Below are 17,929 nucleotides of genomic sequence, written 5' to 3'. Positions count from 1 at the left end.
GTCCGTCCCCTCCTCTCTCAGCCCTTTTTATTGTAGACGTTAGAAGCAGAGTTGCCGCCGCTGAGCCACTTGTTGTCATCCAAGTGGTTGGTGAAGCCGGAGGCCGCCGTGTATGCACCCGGTTCAATCCTGCTGATCTGCGGATCGTTTGTCTTGGAAATCGGAATGTTATTGCTGCTTGCCAACGCATACCGCCAGGACCAGTCTGTTTTTTCCGTGACCGTGTAGTTCTTGCCGCAGACCAGACGGGTAACCGTCTTGGAGGCCTGGTTGCCGGTTCCGAAGTCCTTGGCCGGGATCGCTACCTGGAAGCTGCTGCTTCCGTCGGAGACCGTGAACAGGAAAGACTGGGTGTAGATGCTGTTGTTCCCGGTCAAAGTCTTGGTAATGGTCATGTTGAAATGGTTGATGTGGATGGTAAAGTCATGGCCGGTATCGCCTTCCACCGCGGGGATCACAGTGAGTGCACCGGCCGGAGCGGCATAGGACACCCCGCCCACCTTGCAGGTCAGACCGGTGACATTGAAATCGGCGTCCTTCTCCCCTGTGGTATAAGCCGCCCCATTCAGGAGCCCATCGGAAGTCCCAACCTGTGCAAAGGTCAGCGCAAAATCGGTTACGCTCGGCTTCACGCCGGAGACACCGGGAATTGCGGTGTGGTCGCTGTGGTCATCCGCCCACGTATCGCCCACGGCAATTCCGTTTTCAGCGGTGCCCCATTCCTGGAGGCCAACATTCACGCCGTAATCCGCCCAGACATCGTTGGCCGTTACGGTGAAGCCGGGCTTCAGGACGTGGACGGCGGGAGCCTGTGGGGTGACAGTCACGGCCTCCACCGGCTCATTCCCCAAGCTGTCGGTTCCAATCGTACTGGAGGGTGTCACCTCGCAGGAAAGGGTATAGGTGGTGCAATCGGCTGGCTTAGGGGTCGGCATCATACCGCCGGTCCATGTCCATGTCTCGAAAAATTCCCCCGCAGCGATGGCACAGTTTCCCAGAACAACACCTGTGCTGTCTTTCAGTGTGTAGAGAATATCCACATAAGCGTTGTTCACTCCATCAGGCTCATAGCCGTCGGCATAGGCAAGCAGTCTTTCAAACTCAGGAGCGTTGCCTAAATAAATGGTTTGATTTTCGGAGGCAATCTCATAGCGGATTGGAATATTGACGTTGGGAGCTACAAATAGCTCTGCTGCCGTCTGGGCCTCCGCACTGGCATAGATCCCAGAGGTGCCGCTGGTGTTGGAGGGCACGTTGTTGCCGCCAAATCCATAGGTGTTCAACTTCACAGGAATCGTGATGATTAACTTATTTCCATGTGCAGAGGGCGTTGCATAGACTGCATTGGTTTCTGCATCGGAGAAGTCAAATCCGGTAACCTGCACCGCATTGCCGCTCACATTTACCGTCGCATCTCCATATTCCACACTCGCTCCAAAGGTTGGTGCGCTGTTGGTTCCCCCAATGCAGGGAGCCGTATAAACCTGAATCCCGGAGGTGTCTTCTGCACTGACGCCGTCAAACTCGAAGTATTCGGAAAGCACATCCTGCACCACCGCGTTTTCGTCAAGCGTCACCGAAGTGGTGGAGCCGGTCACGGTAGAAGAAATGTTTCCAAATACGCTATTCAAATCATCCGTATTGCCAGCCGTCAGATAGTAGTTCGGCGTCTCTCCTTCAGAGTTCGTGTATCGGCTTCCGAGGCTATTCATAGAGGAAGCGTTGGGATACTCGGAGGACACTGCGTGCATAAACTTATTTGCGTTGCCACTAAAATCTTGGGTATCTGCGCCATCAAAAATTCCAACGGTGTATACCGTGGCTCCCTGCCCGGAACTCTCAGGGCTCGCCTTAATGGTCTGGGATGCGGTAATTGCGGCATTTGCCACAGCAGAGTCAAAACCGCTGATCCCCGGCACCCCATCGGTAAAAAGAATTACCACACGATTGCGGGTCTCACCTTCTGGAACTGGGCACGCCGCCAAAATATCATTTGCCATTGACATGCCGTTCCCGGTCTGGGTTCCACCGTAGGCCGTCAGTGCCGCAATGGCGTCCGTCACGTTGGTATAGCCAGCATCTGTGCTGACATCCTGGAGCGCATTGGACAGCCCATTGTAGTAATCCATAGTCCCGTACTGAGCGCCATTCTTGGCATAGCCGGTGGGGAAATAGTAGGTTGAAGGATAGCCATCAACCGGCTGCGTACCGTACCAAGTCGTGCCCGTTTGAATACTGCCCACGCCAGTCAGCAGCTCTGTATTGTTATAGCCATCGCTGGAGAAGCCCACAATGGCGATTCGATGGTCCACGTCGTTTTCCACTGCGTCGCTCTGAACGGCTGCCACAAAACTGGTGACTGCGGACGTCAGCGCGTCCAGCCGTGTAGTGCTCTCAGTGGTTGTTGTCGCACGATAAAACGCGAACGGAGGAAGATCATTTCCACCTACGGCCGCACTGTGGAATCCCAGCGAATCTGTATAGGAATAGGTGTAGATTCTGTTGACTATCAAACCGCTGCGAGAAATCGTCACAACTACCCGTTCATAGTTGTCGTTGTTTTTCACATAAAGACTAATTTGATCGTTTTTGTTTGTAGCATTATAGAGATTCTTGGTCTTTTCAGAGACTAAATTATACGTTGTTTTTGTCTGTGTAGTAAAGTCGTAGGCCATACTCCCGGACTGATCCAGTACCAGTACAATGTCGCTGGGAATGGGATCTCCGCCGCTCTGAGTCATAGCTCCGGTGGCGTAGGCCTCCAGCGTAATAAGGTAGTTATCGCCAGCCTTTTCAATCTTCTTATTTAACTCCAGTCCGTCCACATCGGGAGCGTCCCCTGACAGCAGAGCAGGCAGGAGGGCATAACTCCGGGCCATCATCATACGGGCCAGAGGCCGCCGCTTTTCACCGGTAACCGCCGGCATCAGGGGGCCGGCCTCCGTCATTGCATAAACATCATTCTCTTCTTTGACGGGCTGTGCGCCAAAAATCATTTGACGGATATAGTCACGAAGCGCTTCTTCCTGCTCTTCGGTCAGCTGTTCCAAGGCTTCCTCATAAGCCACATCATCCAGCACATCCAAATATGCATAGAGCTCTTCCACGCTCATGGCGCTGAAATCCGCTTCCGGCGCCAGTGGGATCTCCGTGGCGGCGGGGGTCTCCGTAACCGCAGGGGTCCCCGTAACCACAGGCGTCTCAGTGACAGCCGGGGTCTCCGTCACAGCCGGGACCTCGGCCGGAGTTTCCGTCTCAGCGGGAGCCTGGCTCCCGGCAGGGGCGGCAGACGGCTCGGACGGGCTCTCAACGGGGGCCTGCGTCTCCGCAGGCTGGGACTCCTGGGGCTGGACCGTGGTCTCAGGCTCCACCGACGGGGCTTCGCTCTCGACGGCGGGCTCACTGGCCGCAGGGGCCTCGGGGGGCGTCTGGGTCGTCACTTCGGTGGTCTCAGAGGGTCCGGTGGTGATGATGGTCTCGCTGGCGGGCTCATCAACAGCCACGGCCGGGGAGAAGATGGACACGACCATGCACAGGGCCAGCAGCATTGCAAGTGTTTTTTTCAGTTTCATGGAAGGTTCCTCCTCTCTCAAGTGTTAACCGGATCCGGCTCGACAGACTCCGCCGGAGGGGCTACGGGGCTCTCCACCGGGGCCTCGGTGACCGCCGGGGTCTCAGTCACGGCGGGGGTCTCGGTGGGGGCGGGGGCTGCGGGCCATCCCTTCACGTCCAGGACAGTTTCCCCGACCGCCGTGTCAAAGGTATTGTTCTGCCCCTGCACCGCCTGTGCATCCACCAGGATGTCAAACCGGGAGTTCATATAGGTATTGCCCATCTTTGTATCGAAGGTGACCGAAGAGATGAGCATTTCCGTCTTTTCTCCGGGCTGGAGCATCGTGTTGTAGCGGTAAAACCCCTCGCTGTCCATCGTCCAGTACTGGGCGTAGCTCGCCAGGTCCAGCTGGAACTGGCCGTCGGTCGCCAGGGGTGACCCGCCGGCATCCACCGCAGAGGGGGTAAGCTTCACGCGGACGTAGCAGGGATTCTTGCCCGTGTTCTCCACGTACACCCGCTTATCCACAGTCACTCCGGGCATCACGCTGGCCCCGGTGGGATAGAGCTTGTTGAAATCGTCCCACGTCACTCCCTGCTTCCCCTCGTCGTGAAGGGTAATGTTGACATTGCCCGCAGTGATGACGTTGTGCGCCATGCCCTGCGCGGTGAGATACGCATAGGTGCCCGCCGCCGCGACAGAGAAGATCAGCACCAGAGACGCAAAAATGGCCAACTTTTTCTTCATGGAAAAACCGCCTTTCTTTCTGAGAATCGGTGGATGTATGTGATCGTTCAGAGTTTAAGCATACCGCCTTCCGGGAAAGCGGCACGCCTAAAGCCTGACAACTTTTGCGAGGGAGGGTGGGGAGGCCGCGCCTCCCCACCCGGAATTTGGTTTGGATCAGGCGTCGAAAGCGGCAAAAGCGGCGGTGACGCTGTTAAAGCCCTCAGCCTGGATGGCGTCGGCGACGATGTTCATGGTGAAGCCGTTGCCGGTGCCGATGGCGGCCAGCTCAGTGTTGGTGAAGCCGCCGGGAATGGTCACGGAGGTGAACAGGGCGCCGGTGGTCTCGCCGGCGGCCAGACGGCCGGCATTCTCGCCGCCCACATAGTTGTAGACATAGGTAATGGTATCGGCCTCCGCAGATTCGGTAATGGCGGCGCGGCTCCAGTCGGCTTCCACATGACCGCCGAAGATGGTGGCCAGATCGGTGATGTTGTGGGCGGCGCAGGCAGCCTTCCAGGCGGCGGCGTGGGAGACGGTGACCTTCACGCGGACGTAGGTGTCGCTGCTGTTGGCGTCAACGGTGACAGTGGGATCCTTGGGCAGGACAGCGCCGGGGTAGACGTTGGAGTAGGTGTTCTCGGTCACACGGGCAGCTTCCTGATCAGCGGTCCAGGTGTCGCCGGTCTTGCTGACAGGGGCCTCGTTCAGGGTGATGGCCACGTTGCCCACGGTAAAGGTGTTGTTGGCGGTCTTGGTGTTGGTGAAGTAGGCCAGGGTGCCGGCGATGGCCATGGAAGCGATGATCATGATGGAAAGGCCGGCGACGAGAATGCTTTTCTTCTTCATAATGATTTCTCCTTATTATTTTATATGAAATACGGCGCTTTTCAATGGTTTTTGGCGGATTTTACCGGCTTATGCGGCGGTGTTCCAGTGCCCAATGGCGGCCTGATCGGCCAGGGCCTGAGCAGCAGTGGAGGTTTCGGCGGTGCCGTTGGCCTGGTAGGCAAAGGCGTCGATCACGATAGTGCTCTGGGCGACAGTCTCAATGTTGGCGGAGGTAACGCTCGCACCATCAATGGTGACCGTGGTGAAGAGGGCGGTCAGAGGCAGCGCCTCGGTGGAAGCGGAGTTGTCAACGACTTCCTTGTAGCGGTAGATGTTGCTGGTTCCCTCAACCAGGGACCAATCGCTGTTGATGTTCAGCGCGGCATAAGTTCCGAAGCCGTTGTTGATCTTGGCGTAGACGTAGCAGGGCTCGCTCTTGGCGCCCACAGAGACCACAGGGGTCTTGTCGATCACGGCGCCCGGATAGATCTTGGAGTTCTGCTCATAGGTCTCGGTCAGGGTCAGGGACATGTTGCCGAAGGTAAAGGTGTTGGTGACCTCGCCAGTTTGAGCGGAAAGGAATGCCAGGGTGCCCCCGATGGAGATGGCGGCTACGAGAGCCAGGGACGCAATGATGGTCAGTGTCTTTTTCATGTGTTGTTCCTCCTCAAAATCTTTCAATTCAAAATAGCTTTTCTCTATAATATGGACACGCTTCAACGCGGATTTCCTTCTGCTTCCCGCCTTGCTTTTTTCTCTGCGGCCTTCCGGTCTGCGGCGTCCGCCTTATCCAGAAGATCAGGCAGGAACAGGAGTACCACCAGGATGACCACCGCCGCGCCGGAGACGTACATGCCGGGGGGCTGGGTGATCCAGCTGGCCGCAAAGCCCAGCTTGGGAATGGAGAACCGGGGGACCCCGATCAGATTTTCAAAGAGGACCGGGGAACCGTCGGCGGCCTCATTGGCGTCTCCCTTGGTCCGGAACTGCCGATTTTCGCTGTCCACCTCAATGACTCGGTGGGTGGCCACGGTGAGGTTCTCATCCAGGACGAAGGTAATGGGGTCGCCCACCTGCACCGCTTCCGGCGCTGTCTTTTTCACATAGATCAGCGATCCCACGGGATAGGTCGGCTCCATGCTGCCGCTGAGCACGGTGTAGGGGGTGTACCCGATCAACCGCACGCCTGCCAGGAGGAAGGCCAGAACCGCCACGCACAGGACCAGGACCCAGGTGACCGCGTTCCATACTTTTTTTACAGTCGGATTCATATACCGCCTCCTCACGCCGCCGCTCCGGCGGCAAAATGGGCCTTGCTTTGCCCGATGTTGTTATTAGTATAATTTTCAATGGTTACATTTAGGTCATTTTTTAAAAAACTTTTTTCTTTCTCTGCTCCCGTGTTGAAAAAAGCAATTTTCTCCCTGATCTGTGCCCTCCTCAAGGCAGAACAAACGCGGAGCCGAATCCTCGGCTCCGCGTTGAGACTGTCGAAAAAGTGGCTTCGCCGCTTTTTCGAGCAGGACGCAGCCCGTCGCGCGCACGCATGGTCCGCCTTCGGCGGACCATGCGCACACTTACGGGCTGAGAGGTGTTTTCCGCCACGTACACGCCGCGGCAGAAAACGGATCCCACCTCTTTCGCGCCTGCAGGCACGAAACTCTGCGAGGCTTTTTCGACAAGCTGAACGCGGAGCCGAATCCCCGGCTCCGCGTTCTCTCTCTGTGAAAAATCCTATTTCTCCACCTGCCGCGCCACCACCACGATGCGCCCGTTCTGAATCGAAGATCGCTCACAGGTGGCCAGCATCAGCAATTTCTCCCCATAGGCCGGGGTGATCCCCGTGTCATAGAGCGCGGCCGCTTTCAGTCCCGCAAGATAGGCGTCAAACTGCGCCTCGCCGGCAAACTCCACCTGCCTGTGGGGCTTAAAGGCCGTCTCATCGGAAGAGGCGTCATAGAGCATGGCGCAGAATACCTCATAGGTCCCCGTTCCGGTCAAAGTCTCCAGCCGGAGGTACCGGTGCTCCTCCCAGAAGCTCCTCTTCTCATACCCGGTCAGGTCGTGAAACATGATCCCGCTCTTCATATTGTGTCCGTATATAATCAGGAGATCGGAGGCCGGGTCGGTCCCACAGCGCTGATCCAGAAACGGGAGACCGTTGATATCGTACTCCCCGTCAAAGTTCCGGCGCAGGTAATACTCCCCGTCCTTTCCCTCCCCCGCCCGCATCACCGGGTAATCCACAGCGGTGCCGGGGATCGTGATCCAGCCCGCAAAGTCCCTGTTGCGCGCCGTGAGCGCCGCAAACCGCTCCGCCTGGGTGAGGGGCTTCCCGGAGTCCGGAACAACCTGGCCCGCGGGCTCCTCCACCAGTTCCCGGAGCTGGGTGACCTCCCGCTGGGTGGCGTCCCGCTGCGCCCGATACCGCAGCAGCAGTCCGCCGCTGACCAGAAAGACCGCCAGGCACACCAGCGCCGCCAGCCGGGGAAAGATGCGCCCGCCCTTTTTCTCTGCCCGCTCCGCCATAATCGACCCTCCTGCCGCTGTTTGTTTTCCGCTCTCATTCTACTCCGCCGCCGCCCGCCCGTCCACCCCCATTTTGCCGGGAGGCCTTTTCCGCGCTTGCTCTGCTTTACAAAGAATGGTATGATGGGAAAAATAAAAACTGCCAAACAGGCTTTTGAAAGCCACGGTTTTGAAAGAGAGGAAATCTGTGACATGAGCTACGCGGACAAACTGTTTCAGGAGACCATTCGCAACATCCTTGAAAACGGCGTCTCCGACGAGGGGCTGGAGGTCAGGCCCCGCTGGCCGGACGGCACCCCCGCCCACACCATTGCCGTTTTTGGCGTTGTCAACCGGTACGACCTAGCCCGGGAGTTTCCCATCCTGACCCTCAGAAGGACCTATTGGAAATCTGCCTGGGACGAGGTCTCCTGGATCTGGCAGAAAAAAAGCAACAACATCCATGATCTGAACTCCCATGTCTGGGACGAGTGGGCCGACAAAGACGGCTCCATCGGCAAGGCTTACGGCTATCAGATGGCCCAGCTGAGCCGGTACCGCGACGTCACCCCGGACGGCCTGAAAAAAGCGTTTGGAGACGACCTGACCGGCAAAACCATCCGGCTGGACGGCGACGGGGTCTGCTGGATGGATCAGGTCGACCGCGTCATTTACCAGCTGGTCAACGATCCCGCGTCCCGGCGGATCATGACCAACCTGTACGCCGTCCACGACCTTGCGGACATGGCCCTGTACCCCTGCGCGTACAGCATGACCTTTGTGGTCATCGGAGGCAGGCTGAACGCCATTTTGAATCAGCGCTCCCAGGATATGATCGCGGCCAACAACTGGAATACGGTCCAGGCGGCGCTCATCGTCTACGCCATGGCCTCCGCCTATGGCTATCAGCCCGGGGAACTGATCCATATGATCGGAAACTGCCATCTTTACACCAGGCACCTTGAAATCGCCCGGGAGCTCCTGAGCCGGACGGAGTTCCCGGCGCCGAAGTTCTCCATCGACCCCACAGTGACCGATTTTTACCGCTTTACCAAGGACAGCTTCTCCCTCTCCGATTACCAATATCACGACTTCACCTCAAAAATCGAGATCGCAATCTGAGGAGGCAATCCCATGAAGGCAATCGTAGCCGTGGACGAGCACTGGGGCATCGGGAAGGGCGGGAAGCTCCTGTGCCCCCTCTCCGCCGACCTCCGGCGCTTCAAGACCCTGACCCTGGGCCATCCGGTGATCCTGGGCCGCAAGACCCTGTCCACCTTCCCCGGCGGACGGCCCCTGCCGGGGCGCCGGAATCTGATCCTCTCCCGGGATCCCGCCTTCCAGGCGGCGGGGGCAGAGATTTTTTCCGACCGGGAGGCCCTTTTGGCCGCCGCCCCCGATGACAGCATTGTAATCGGGGGGGAGAGTATCTACAAAATGTTATTGGATGTCTGCGACACCGTCTGGGTGACCCGCATTTTTCGCACTTTTGACGCCGACGCCCGGTTTCCCGACCTGGATTCCGATCCGGCCTGGACAGCGTCGGCGTCCGAACCGCCGCTGGAGGAAAACGGCGTGCCGTTTCAATATGTGACCTATCTCCGGCACCTTCGGGCCTGACCGCCCCCTTTTGGAAAGGAGCTTCTATGTACCTGGACGACATCGCCGCCTACCTCCCCCAGTCGGAGGATGAGGCCGCAGATCAGGAAATGATCCTGTCCTATCTCCGTCGGTATCCCGACACGATCCTCACCCGGGACAACAAAATCGCCCACCTCACCGCCTCCGGTTTCGTTCTCAGCGCAGATGGCAAATGGGTCCTGATGGCCCACCATAATCTCTATCGGGTGTGGGCCTGGACGGGGGGACATGCCGACGGAGACGGCGACCTTCTGGCGGTCGCCCTGCGGGAAGCCCGGGAAGAGACGGGGGCCGGGCACATCCGCCCGCTGTCTCCGAACATCGCCTCCCTGGAGATCCTGCCGGTGTGGGGGCACAGAAAGCGGGGGGCGTATGTCCCGTCCCACCTCCACCTGAATGTTTCCTATCTGCTCACCGCCGACCGGGAGGGCCCGCTCACCGTCCGGGTGGGAGAAAACAGCCGGGTAGGCTGGCTTCCGGCAGACCGTCTGCTGGAGTACACCAACGAGTGGCAGATGGACAAGATCTACACCAAGCTGCTGGCCCGGGGCCGGGCCCTGCTGTAATCCTCCAAAGGGCCGCGGATCACCATCCGGAAAAAAACCTTTCTCCCGCTCCCACGCCCCGATTCCCCCACATCCCTTTTATGAAAGCTCTTTTTTCTTTCTTTTAAGCTGACTCCACCCCGCCCCCCCACAGTCCTTTTATGAAAGTTCTTTTTGCCTCCTTTTTCTTTCAAGAAAAAGGAGGTCCCGTGATTCGAGAGCCAATTCCCGGCCTGCGGGGTTCCCAGCGTTAGAGATGCATGGTATGCTGAGACGACAGAAAGGAGCGGGTGCAGATGGAACAGACCTTTGGCGGCCGCCTGAGAGGATACCGAAAGGGAAAACACCTGACACAGCAGGAGCTTGCCGAACGGATCGGCGTGAGCGACAAGACGGTCTCCCGATGGGAGAGCGGCGGGGGCTATCCGGACGTGCCGATGCTGGTGCCCCTGGCCCGGGCTCTGGGAGTGACCGTGGACGATCTGCTGGACGACCGGCGCCCCATCCGGACGCTGACCAAAGCTGATGGGCAGAACCTGCTGTCCTTCGCCTTCGCCCTGGGCGGAGGCGCGCTCTTTTTCCTGCTGGATCTCTTCATGCCGGGTTTTCTCTGCTACCTGGCCTATCTGGGATGTCTGGCCTATGGGGTGTATCTGCAAAAATACTATTCCTATCAAAGCCGCTGGTTCCTTTTGGGGGAGGCTGTGGTAAATCTGGGAGTCAATCTGTCCATCGCCCTGAAATCGCTGGCGGCCGCTCTCACAGGAAGCATGGCCCTGGGGCTCAGCCAGTCTCTGGATGGAAACGGACAGCCGATCACCTATTTGGGCGGTTACAGCGGGCCTCTGTCCGACATCGTCTGGTGCTGCGCCCGGCATCCGGCCCTGGCAGGAACAGCCGTGGTGCTCCTGGCGCTGGCTCTGACCGCCCTCACGCAGTACTGGGTCTGGCAAAAAGGCTTTGACGGGCAAATCCCCGGTTCTTTGCAAACTGAGGAGCCCCCTCTCCGGCTGACATGGGGCAGACCCTCTGTCCGGCAGCTGCTCCCCGGGGCAGTTCCGCTGCTGGCGGGGCTCTACTGGCTGCCCGGGCTGTGGAAGGCGCTGGGGCCCCAGGTGCCGGAGGCTTTTCACGCCCCCACCCGGCTGTTTGCCCTCTGGCTCCTGATCTTGGCTCTGCTGGCTGCGCTCCCGCTGCTGAAAAAGGGTTTCCGCCGCTGGATCGCACCCGCCTGGGTCATGACGGGACTGTGCTGGGGGATGACCGGCCTGCTGCGCTATGAGTCCATGTGGTCCGACATCTCCCGGCAGCTGCTGCCCTACCGGGAGGGCTCCATTCGCACGGGCCGTTACTTTGCCGTTCCCTGGGGCTCTCAGGGCACTCTGGTCCTCGCCCTGACCCTGGCGGCGCTCTGGATCGTTCTGTGCTGTCTGCACCTCAGACGAGCAGGTTCGGACGAGGGGCTCCACGGAGCGTAGGTTGCCCTTTCGCCCCTGTAAGGGTATGCTGAATGCAGACGGCGAAAGGAGATTCAAACGATGAGCAATTATGTAACGGGGACGGCCATCCGCTCCCTTCGGGAGAAAAAGGGATATACTCAGAAACAGCTGGCCGACCGCATTTCGGTCAGCGACAAAGCGGTAAGCAAATGGGAAACGGGCCGGGGCCTGCCCGACCTGGCTCTGCTGGAACCCCTGGGCGCAGCTTTGGGGGTGTCGGTGGCCGAGCTGCTGTCCGGGGAGTGCGTCACCAACCGCAACCGCGCGGGCAACCCCCTCCGGGGCCGGTTCTATGTCTGCCCGGTGTGCGGCAATGTGATCCACGCCATGGGCGAGGGCTCCTTCCACTGCTGCGGAGTGGCGCTGCCGCCGCTGGAGGCAGAGGTGCCGGACGAGACACACGAACTGACGGCGGAAGATGTGGACGGGGAATATTATGTCTCTCTGGCCCACCCTATGGAGAAGGGTCACTTTATCAGCTTTTTAGCTCTGGTGGGGCCTTCCCGGCTGGAGATCGTCAAGCTCTATCCCGAGCAGGAGGCCGCAGCCCGGTTTTCCAAGCGGGGCGGCGGAATTCTCTATGCCTGCTGCAACAGGCACGGCCTCTTTTGCAGGAAGCTGTAAGAGAGACTCACTGCCGCTCCAGCCGGGCCCACAGGCGCCTGGCGTGGTCTCGATCCTCCTCGGCCAAAATGCGATAGAGTCCCGCCAGACAGGGATCGGCCGCCGTTTCCGCAGCCGCCAGGAGTGCGCTCCCCGCCCGCTGTTCGGCCTGAAAGCGCTCCCGCATGGCAAGCGGAAGCGTAAGGGTTCCGGGCGCCGGGGTGGGCGGCGCCGTGTACTGCTTTCCCGAAATGAGGAAGGACGCAGTGGATAAACGCCTGACCTGCCGCTTCTTTTCCACGGCCAGGGCGGAAAAAAGCCCCCCCTGTCCCAAGCGCCTGGCCAGAGCCCGATAGATGCGGAAATCGTCTGTGGTCTGCCGGAGCATCCGCTCCAGCTCAGGCAGATCCCGGGCGCTGCCTTCCCCCAGACAGGCGCAGGGAACAGCGGGCGCAGCAGCGGCGGCCGCCGGAGAAGCCGGGGTGGAAAGAGCCGGTGGAGCGGAGGGCTCCAGCGTAAAGGGGCAGTCAGGCCGATCCTCCGGCATCACTCTCCGCCATACCCGCGCAAAGGCGGCGTGATCCAGTTCCTCTCCGGGCCGCTGGATTTGATCCATGGTGATTCCTCCTTTTGTTCAAGTTCTTCTCATCCTATGCGGCAGAGGAAAAAATGGCCCGATAAAATCAGAAAAAGGGTTGACAACCCCACGGAACTTCGATATAATGACATTCGTCCTTTGGACGATTAGCTCAGCTGGTATGAGCATCCGCTTGACGTGCGGGAGGTCACAGGTTCGAGTCCTGTATCGTCCACCAAAAGAATCCCTTAGAGCTGCAGGGCTCTGAGGGATTTTCTTTTTTTGTTTGTTCCTTATGGAAAACACAACTCATCTGGAGGCAGTTCCTGCCTGTAGCTCTCCCACATAGCAGTTTCGAACTACTGCCGAGAAACCGCCCCGTGGGGCAGATCAAAAGTCGTATATCCTAATTTAAAAATTTTTCTTGTTTTCTTCCGATTCCCTGATATAATAAACGATCAGGCAAAAAGGGAGGGTGGGCCGGAGCCGCTGTGCGCAAATAGCACACCTCATGTCGGAGCCCAAAGGCGGGCTCAAAATTTTATAGCGCAGGCAAGCGCCTGTGGGTCATGTGGGACAACACCCACCGTACTTGTATAAAACAACATGAGCGCATTAAAAGCAGGCTGTTTTTCAGAGAATCAGATGCTATATAAAACGCAGGAAAACGACCGGAAATTGAGATAAATAAACCATGCGGGGACCGGCATACTTTCCCCAATGAAATAAATAAGACAATGAAGGTGAATTTGTTGATTACAGGTACAATAATATTTTGAAAGGGTTTGAACACCGTGAAGAAAATTATTGTATTGCTAACCGCTGTTTGTCTGATTCTGTGCGGCTGTACCGCCAAGCAGGACAAAGGCAACTACACCGACGAAATGAAGATTCCCTATGCTGCGGATCTGGACACTGAATATGGTGCTGACAGTGTCGAGCGAGAGGGGGATCATAAGGACAGCCCCTATTTCAGCACTCTGGATTTTTATAACATGGAGTCCAGCGATACCTTGACCATCCTGCACAACTTCAAGACCCAGCAGCAGACCAGTGAATGGAGCTGCGGTGTCTCCAGTGCCTTAATGATAATGAACTGGTACGGCACCCTCGGCGAGTATCATGAGGAGACTCTGGCCCAGCTCCGCTCCAACGGTCTGGAGCCGGGCGCCACCTCCCTGCGGCAGGCCGTCGAGATCTTTGACGGCGTCGGCGGGTATGATGTGTACTCCACTTTTGACTGTGCGGACGATCCCTGGAGTGTGTTTACTTTTGACTACATCCAGGAGAACCTGAAGTCTGGCACACCCATTATGGTGGGCTGGAACGACTGGGGCGGCCACTGGCAGGTCATCATCGGCTATGACACCATGGGAACCGAGACGACCCAGGATGATGTAATCATTGTTGCGGACCCATACGACACAACCGACCACAACCAGGACGGTTACGGCGTTTATAGTGCGGAGCGGTTCCTTTACAATTTTACCTTCTACAATTTCTTTGAAGAGGAAGAGCTGAATGACTGCTGCTTCCTGATTGCAAAACCCCAGCAGCAACGGATTTACCGGCCCTGATCCGTTTCTGCCTGTGGTTTACATGAACAGCGTCCCTGACCGGGATTCCCCGGCAGGATCGCAAAGATGAAAATATCACATGTTCAGAGAAACCCGGCGCGATCAATGTCACGCCGGGTTTCTTCGTGCTGTATGAACCGCGCGTTGAGAACGTCAGCCAGCAATTCCGCGCCGCCGATTTTCAATCGCATCCAGCAGTGCGGCCGCCACCTGACCCTTGCCCATCAGAGGTAGCCCGGAGATCCCGTCGTTGGTAATGATCGTCACCACGCTGGTCTCCACGCCAAAGCCGGCGCCCGGCACTTTCAGGTTGTTGGCCGCGATCATGTCCAGATGCTTGCGCTCCAGCTTCGCGGTGGAGTTTTCCAGCATGTCCCGGGTCTCCATGGAAAAGCCGCAGACGAACAGCCCGGGGTGGCGGTTTTCCGCTACCCCGCCCAGAATGTCGTCCGTACGCTCCAGTGGAATGCTCATGTCGCCGTCTTTTTTCTTGATCTTATCCCCGGCCACAGAGGCAGGGCGGTAATCCGCCACAGCGGCGGCCTTGATAAGAATGTCAGTTTCCGGAAGAGCCGCACACACGGTCTGGAGCATATCTTTGGCGGTGGTGACGGACTGCGTTTCCACAAAGGGGACCGGCGGCAGAGCCGTTGGCCCGGAGATCATCGTGACCTCGGCACCCCGCAGCACGGCCTCCCGGGTGATGGCGCAGCCCATGCGGCCGGAGCTGTGGTTGGTCAGATAACGCACAGGGTCCAAGGCCTCCTGGGTCGGCCCCGCGGTCACGGTCGCACGGACGCCCGCCAGGGTCTTTTCCCAGGCCAGTTCCCGGGCAATGTGGTCCAGCAGCGCCTCCGGCAGCTTTCCGCTGCCCATATCCTTACAGGCCAGCATCCCGCTGGCGGGGACGATAACGCCGAAGCCGTACTTCTCCATCGTTTTCAGATCATCCTGGGTGATGGGATCCTCCAGCATGGCGGTGTTCATGGCCGGGGCCACCAGTTTTTTGCAGCGGGCGGCCAGCGCCACGGTGGTCAGCATGTCATCCGCGATGCCGTGGGCCAGCTTGGCAATGACATTGGCCGTGGCCGGGGCGATCAGCATCAGGTCGGCGGCCTTGGCCAGCGAAATGTGGGTGACCTCGCACTTGAAATCCCGGGCAAAAGTGTCCGCCACGTAGCGGTTGTTGGTGAGGGTCTCAAAAGTCAGGGGTGTAATAAATTCCGTAGCGTTCCGGGTCATAATGACGTGGACCTCCGCGCCCGCTTTCCGCAGGGCGCTGGCTACGTTCGCCATCTTATAAGCGGCGATGCCGCGCCTGTGACCCCCAGAACCACACATTTTCCCTGTAACTGCTCCATAGTTGCTACTCCGTTCTCCCGGTTTGCGGGGTCGTTCTCAAATTATGCTCCCAGTATAGCAACCGCCCCGCCGGATTGTAACCTTGGGGCGGGGACGAGCCTTTGTATGAGGAGACCGGTCATGATTTTGACTGTTGATATTGGGAATACCACCATCTGCGCCGCAGACATGGAACAGGACGGAAGGGGAAAGTACACGGCGCGCTTTACCGCCCGGATGGACACTGTGCCGGACCGGAGCGCCGGGGCATACTTGGCGGAGCTGCGGGAGCTTTTGGCGGAGGCTGGAATCCGGGCTGGAGCTTTTCGGGGAGCCGTGCTCTCCAGCGTGGTGCCCGCGCTGGAGGAGCAGCTGCGGGGGTGCGCCCGGACCCTGACCGGGACGGAGCCGGTGGTGATTACTTCCAAAAGCGATACCGGGCTTACCATAGACCTTGCGGAGCCGGATAAGGTGGGCCGGGACCGGCTGGTGGACGCCGCCTGGGCCGCCGCCTGTTTCCCACTCCCCGTACTCACTGTGGACATGGGAACGGCGACGACCTTTAGCGTGGTGGATGCGGACCGGGTGTTTCGGGGCGGAGTGAACGCCCCCGGTGTGGCGACGGGGCTCCAGGCCCCGACTGACCGGACAGCCCAGCTGCCTGCCGTGGAGCTGGAAACGCCCCGGCATGTCATCGGCCGAACCACCGCCGGGTGTATGCGCTCTGGCGCTGTGGCCGGGGCCGCCGCCCTGGTGGACGGCATCACCGCCCGCATCGAGGCGGAGCTGGGGGAGCCGGTGACTTTGGTGATGACCGGGGGCCTGGCCCGCTATGTGGAGCCGCTGTGCGCCCATCCCCACATCTACGACCCCGACGTGCTGCTCAAAGGCCTGGCGCTGCTCTATGAGCGGAACGCCGGTAGAACTTGTGGGGAAACCTGTAAATTGTTGGTTGCATTTTTGGCCAATATTTGTTAAACTGCAAAATGGAGATAGTATTTGCTCAAAACTATACTCTGACTGATTCGCACGTTATTTCATACAACTGAATAGGTGCCGGCGGAGGGCTCCCGGTTCGGGCTGCCGCCGGCGGAGACATGTTTTGAAAAGGGCTTATATTCGAGAGAAATGAGACTCTGAGAAGAAACATCAGGTAAAACTATGCATCTTCAGGGGGTATTCTGCGCCCGGAAGGTGCTTTTATTTTTTTGTGCGAGAGCAAAAGAAGGTGATAGAAAATGGTACTGGAAATGCTGAAAGGAAAGATCCATCGGGCCACCGTGACCCAGGCCGAGCTGAATTACGTGGGCAGCATCACCGTGGATCAGGAACTGCTGGACGCGGCGGGCATCCTGGAGTACGAGAAGGTCCAGATCGTGGACATTGACAACGGGAACCGGTTTGAGACTTATACCATCAGCGGAGAGCGGGGCAGCGGCATGATCTGCCTCAACGGCGCGGCGGCAAGATGCGTCAGTGTGGGAGACAAGGTCATCCTCATGGCCTACGCCGGATACGACGCTGGGGAGGCGGCGGAGCATAAGCCGTTCGTGGTCTTCGTGGATGAGCGTAACCGGATCGTCCGCAAGACCAACTACGAAAAACACGGCCTGCTGGCCGATATGGAATAACAAGAGGATCAGGGCGAGACTATCTTCCAATTTTCATGATGAAGAGAGGAACAACACATGCAGGTAACAAAAACTGTTGCGGAGACGAGAGCGCTGGTCAAGAGCTGGCGGAAAGAGGGAAAGACCGTGGGCCTGGTGCCCACCATGGGCTACCTTCACGAGGGACACGCCAGCCTCATCCGGAAGTGCCGGGAGGAGAACGACATTGTAGTGGTATCCGTATTTGTCAACCCCACCCAGTTCGGCCCCAATGAGGACCTGGAGGCGTATCCCCGGGATTTTGAGCGGGACAATGCCCTGTGCAAGTCCCTGGGGGCGGACCTGATCTTCCATCCGGAGCCGGAGGAGATGTACCAGGACCCCTGCGCCTTCGTCAGCATTGAGACCCTTTCTGAGAACCTGTGCGGAAAGACCCGTCCCATCCATTTCCGAGGTGTCTGCACCGTGGTCTCCAAGCTGTTTCACATCGTCGCGCCCGACAAGGCCTATTTTGGCCAGAAGGACGCCCAGCAACTGGCTATTATCCGGAAGATGGTCCGGGACCTGAACTTCGACATTGAGATCGTAGGCTGCCCCATTATTCGGGAGGAGGACGGTCTTGCCAAGTCCTCCAGAAATACATACCTGAATCCCCAGGAGCGCCAGGCGGCCCTGTGCCTCTCCCGGGCAGTGAAACGGGGACAGGAGCTCATTGCCCCCGGCATGGACAGCGAGGCCGTGCTGAAAGAGATGCGGGCGGTCATTGAAGCCGAGCCGCTGGCCCGTATCGACTATGTCTCCATGGTGGATGCCCTGACGATGCGGGACGTGGAGAAAGTGGACAGGGATGTGCTGGTGGCGATGGCGGTGTACATCGGCAAGACGCGGCTGATCGACAACTTCAGCTATGAGGTGTGA

17 protein-coding genes, 1 tRNA gene and 1 pseudogene are annotated in these 17,929 nt (G+C 58.6%); 10 read left to right on the top strand and 9 right to left on the bottom strand.

All coding sequences use genetic code 11. The features are described 5' to 3' along the window. Positions 1–17 precede the first annotated feature (17 nt). The 7 genes from ACQRD3_RS01615 to ACQRD3_RS01585 all read right to left on the bottom strand — a co-directional run bounded on the left by ACQRD3_RS01615 (position 18) and on the right by ACQRD3_RS01585 (position 7,639). Positions 18–3,572, bottom strand: a complete 3,555-nt coding sequence (locus ACQRD3_RS01615; RefSeq protein ID WP_427779413.1) for a hypothetical protein — start codon at positions 3,570–3,572, stop codon at positions 18–20. 17 nt (positions 3,573–3,589) lie between these two features. Then, on the bottom strand, positions 3,590–4,300 hold the full coding sequence (locus ACQRD3_RS01610) for a SipW-dependent-type signal peptide-containing protein (protein ID WP_427779412.1): 711 nt from the start codon (positions 4,298–4,300) through the stop codon (positions 3,590–3,592). A gap of 156 nt (positions 4,301–4,456) precedes the next feature. Beyond that, positions 4,457–5,128 (bottom strand): SipW-dependent-type signal peptide-containing protein, encoded by a 672-nt coding sequence (locus ACQRD3_RS01605; protein WP_080906751.1) that lies wholly within the window; start codon positions 5,126–5,128, stop codon positions 4,457–4,459. A 69-nt stretch (positions 5,129–5,197) separates the two neighbouring features. Next, positions 5,198–5,764, bottom strand: coding sequence for a hypothetical protein (locus ACQRD3_RS01600; protein ID WP_427779410.1), 567 nt, complete (start codon positions 5,762–5,764; stop codon positions 5,198–5,200). 62 nt (positions 5,765–5,826) lie between these two features. Further along, on the bottom strand, positions 5,827–6,381 hold the full coding sequence (locus tag ACQRD3_RS01595) for a signal peptidase I (RefSeq protein ID WP_427779408.1): 555 nt from the start codon (positions 6,379–6,381) through the stop codon (positions 5,827–5,829). 11 nt (positions 6,382–6,392) lie between these two features. Then, positions 6,393–6,554, bottom strand: a complete 162-nt coding sequence (locus tag ACQRD3_RS01590) for a hypothetical protein (protein ID WP_198933211.1) — start codon at positions 6,552–6,554, stop codon at positions 6,393–6,395. Between the two features lie 290 nt (positions 6,555–6,844). Next, complete coding sequence (locus ACQRD3_RS01585) at positions 6,845–7,639, bottom strand: class B sortase (protein ID WP_427779398.1); 795 nt, start codon at positions 7,637–7,639, stop codon at positions 6,845–6,847. Positions 7,640–7,831: 192 nt separating this feature from the next. Between ACQRD3_RS01585 and thyA the strand changes: the two genes are divergently transcribed. The 5 genes from thyA to ACQRD3_RS01560 all read left to right on the top strand — a co-directional run bounded on the left by thyA (position 7,832) and on the right by ACQRD3_RS01560 (position 11,927). Beyond that, a complete protein-coding gene (gene thyA, locus ACQRD3_RS01580; RefSeq protein ID WP_080906926.1) occupies positions 7,832–8,740 on the top strand; it encodes a thymidylate synthase in 909 nt (302 codons plus the stop codon). Positions 8,741–8,752: 12 nt separating this feature from the next. Next, positions 8,753–9,238, top strand: a complete 486-nt coding sequence (locus tag ACQRD3_RS01575) for a dihydrofolate reductase (RefSeq protein ID WP_080906755.1) — start codon at positions 8,753–8,755, stop codon at positions 9,236–9,238. Between the two features lie 26 nt (positions 9,239–9,264). After that, on the top strand, positions 9,265–9,825 hold the full coding sequence (locus ACQRD3_RS01570) for an NUDIX hydrolase (RefSeq protein ID WP_080906756.1): 561 nt from the start codon (positions 9,265–9,267) through the stop codon (positions 9,823–9,825). A 275-nt stretch (positions 9,826–10,100) separates the two neighbouring features. Continuing rightward, positions 10,101–11,282: a helix-turn-helix domain-containing protein gene (locus ACQRD3_RS01565; RefSeq protein WP_427779394.1), complete on the top strand. Its 1,182-nt coding sequence runs from the start codon at positions 10,101–10,103 to the stop codon at positions 11,280–11,282. A 60-nt stretch (positions 11,283–11,342) separates the two neighbouring features. Further along, positions 11,343–11,927, top strand: a complete 585-nt coding sequence (locus tag ACQRD3_RS01560) for a helix-turn-helix domain-containing protein (protein ID WP_427779392.1) — start codon at positions 11,343–11,345, stop codon at positions 11,925–11,927. Between the two features lie 7 nt (positions 11,928–11,934). On the opposite strand, the gene ACQRD3_RS01555 is transcribed toward ACQRD3_RS01560, so the two are convergent. Further along, positions 11,935–12,522 (bottom strand): rubrerythrin, encoded by a 588-nt coding sequence (locus tag ACQRD3_RS01555; protein WP_427779390.1) that lies wholly within the window; start codon positions 12,520–12,522, stop codon positions 11,935–11,937. Between the two features lie 122 nt (positions 12,523–12,644). Here ACQRD3_RS01555 and ACQRD3_RS01550 point away from each other — a divergent pair. Continuing rightward, positions 12,645–12,721, top strand: a tRNA-Val gene (locus tag ACQRD3_RS01550). A 556-nt stretch (positions 12,722–13,277) separates the two neighbouring features. Beyond that, positions 13,278–14,060, top strand: a complete 783-nt coding sequence (locus ACQRD3_RS01545; RefSeq protein ID WP_427779388.1) for a papain-like cysteine protease family protein — start codon at positions 13,278–13,280, stop codon at positions 14,058–14,060. A gap of 153 nt (positions 14,061–14,213) precedes the next feature. On the opposite strand, the pseudogene coaBC reads toward ACQRD3_RS01545, so the two are convergent. Then, positions 14,214–15,421 (bottom strand): annotated as a pseudogene (coaBC, locus tag ACQRD3_RS01540) (bifunctional phosphopantothenoylcysteine decarboxylase/phosphopantothenate--cysteine ligase CoaBC). Positions 15,422–15,542: 121 nt separating this feature from the next. Between coaBC and ACQRD3_RS01535 the strand changes: the two are divergent. The 3 genes from ACQRD3_RS01535 to panC all read left to right on the top strand — a co-directional run bounded on the left by ACQRD3_RS01535 (position 15,543) and on the right by panC (position 17,929). Further along, positions 15,543–16,379: a type III pantothenate kinase gene (locus tag ACQRD3_RS01535; protein WP_427779386.1), complete on the top strand. Its 837-nt coding sequence runs from the start codon at positions 15,543–15,545 to the stop codon at positions 16,377–16,379. A gap of 260 nt (positions 16,380–16,639) precedes the next feature. Beyond that, positions 16,640–17,032: an aspartate 1-decarboxylase gene (panD, locus tag ACQRD3_RS01530; protein ID WP_080906760.1), complete on the top strand. Its 393-nt coding sequence runs from the start codon at positions 16,640–16,642 to the stop codon at positions 17,030–17,032. 57 nt (positions 17,033–17,089) lie between these two features. Beyond that, positions 17,090–17,929 (top strand): pantoate--beta-alanine ligase, encoded by an 840-nt coding sequence (gene panC, locus ACQRD3_RS01525; RefSeq protein ID WP_427779384.1) that lies wholly within the window; start codon positions 17,090–17,092, stop codon positions 17,927–17,929.

The sequence above is a fragment of the Candidatus Pseudoscillospira sp. SGI.172 genome (genome assembly GCF_050313575.1).
Taxonomy (GTDB): domain Bacteria; phylum Bacillota; class Clostridia; order Oscillospirales; family Oscillospiraceae; genus Vermiculatibacterium.
This window is presented reverse-complemented; position numbering and strand designations above follow the sequence as displayed.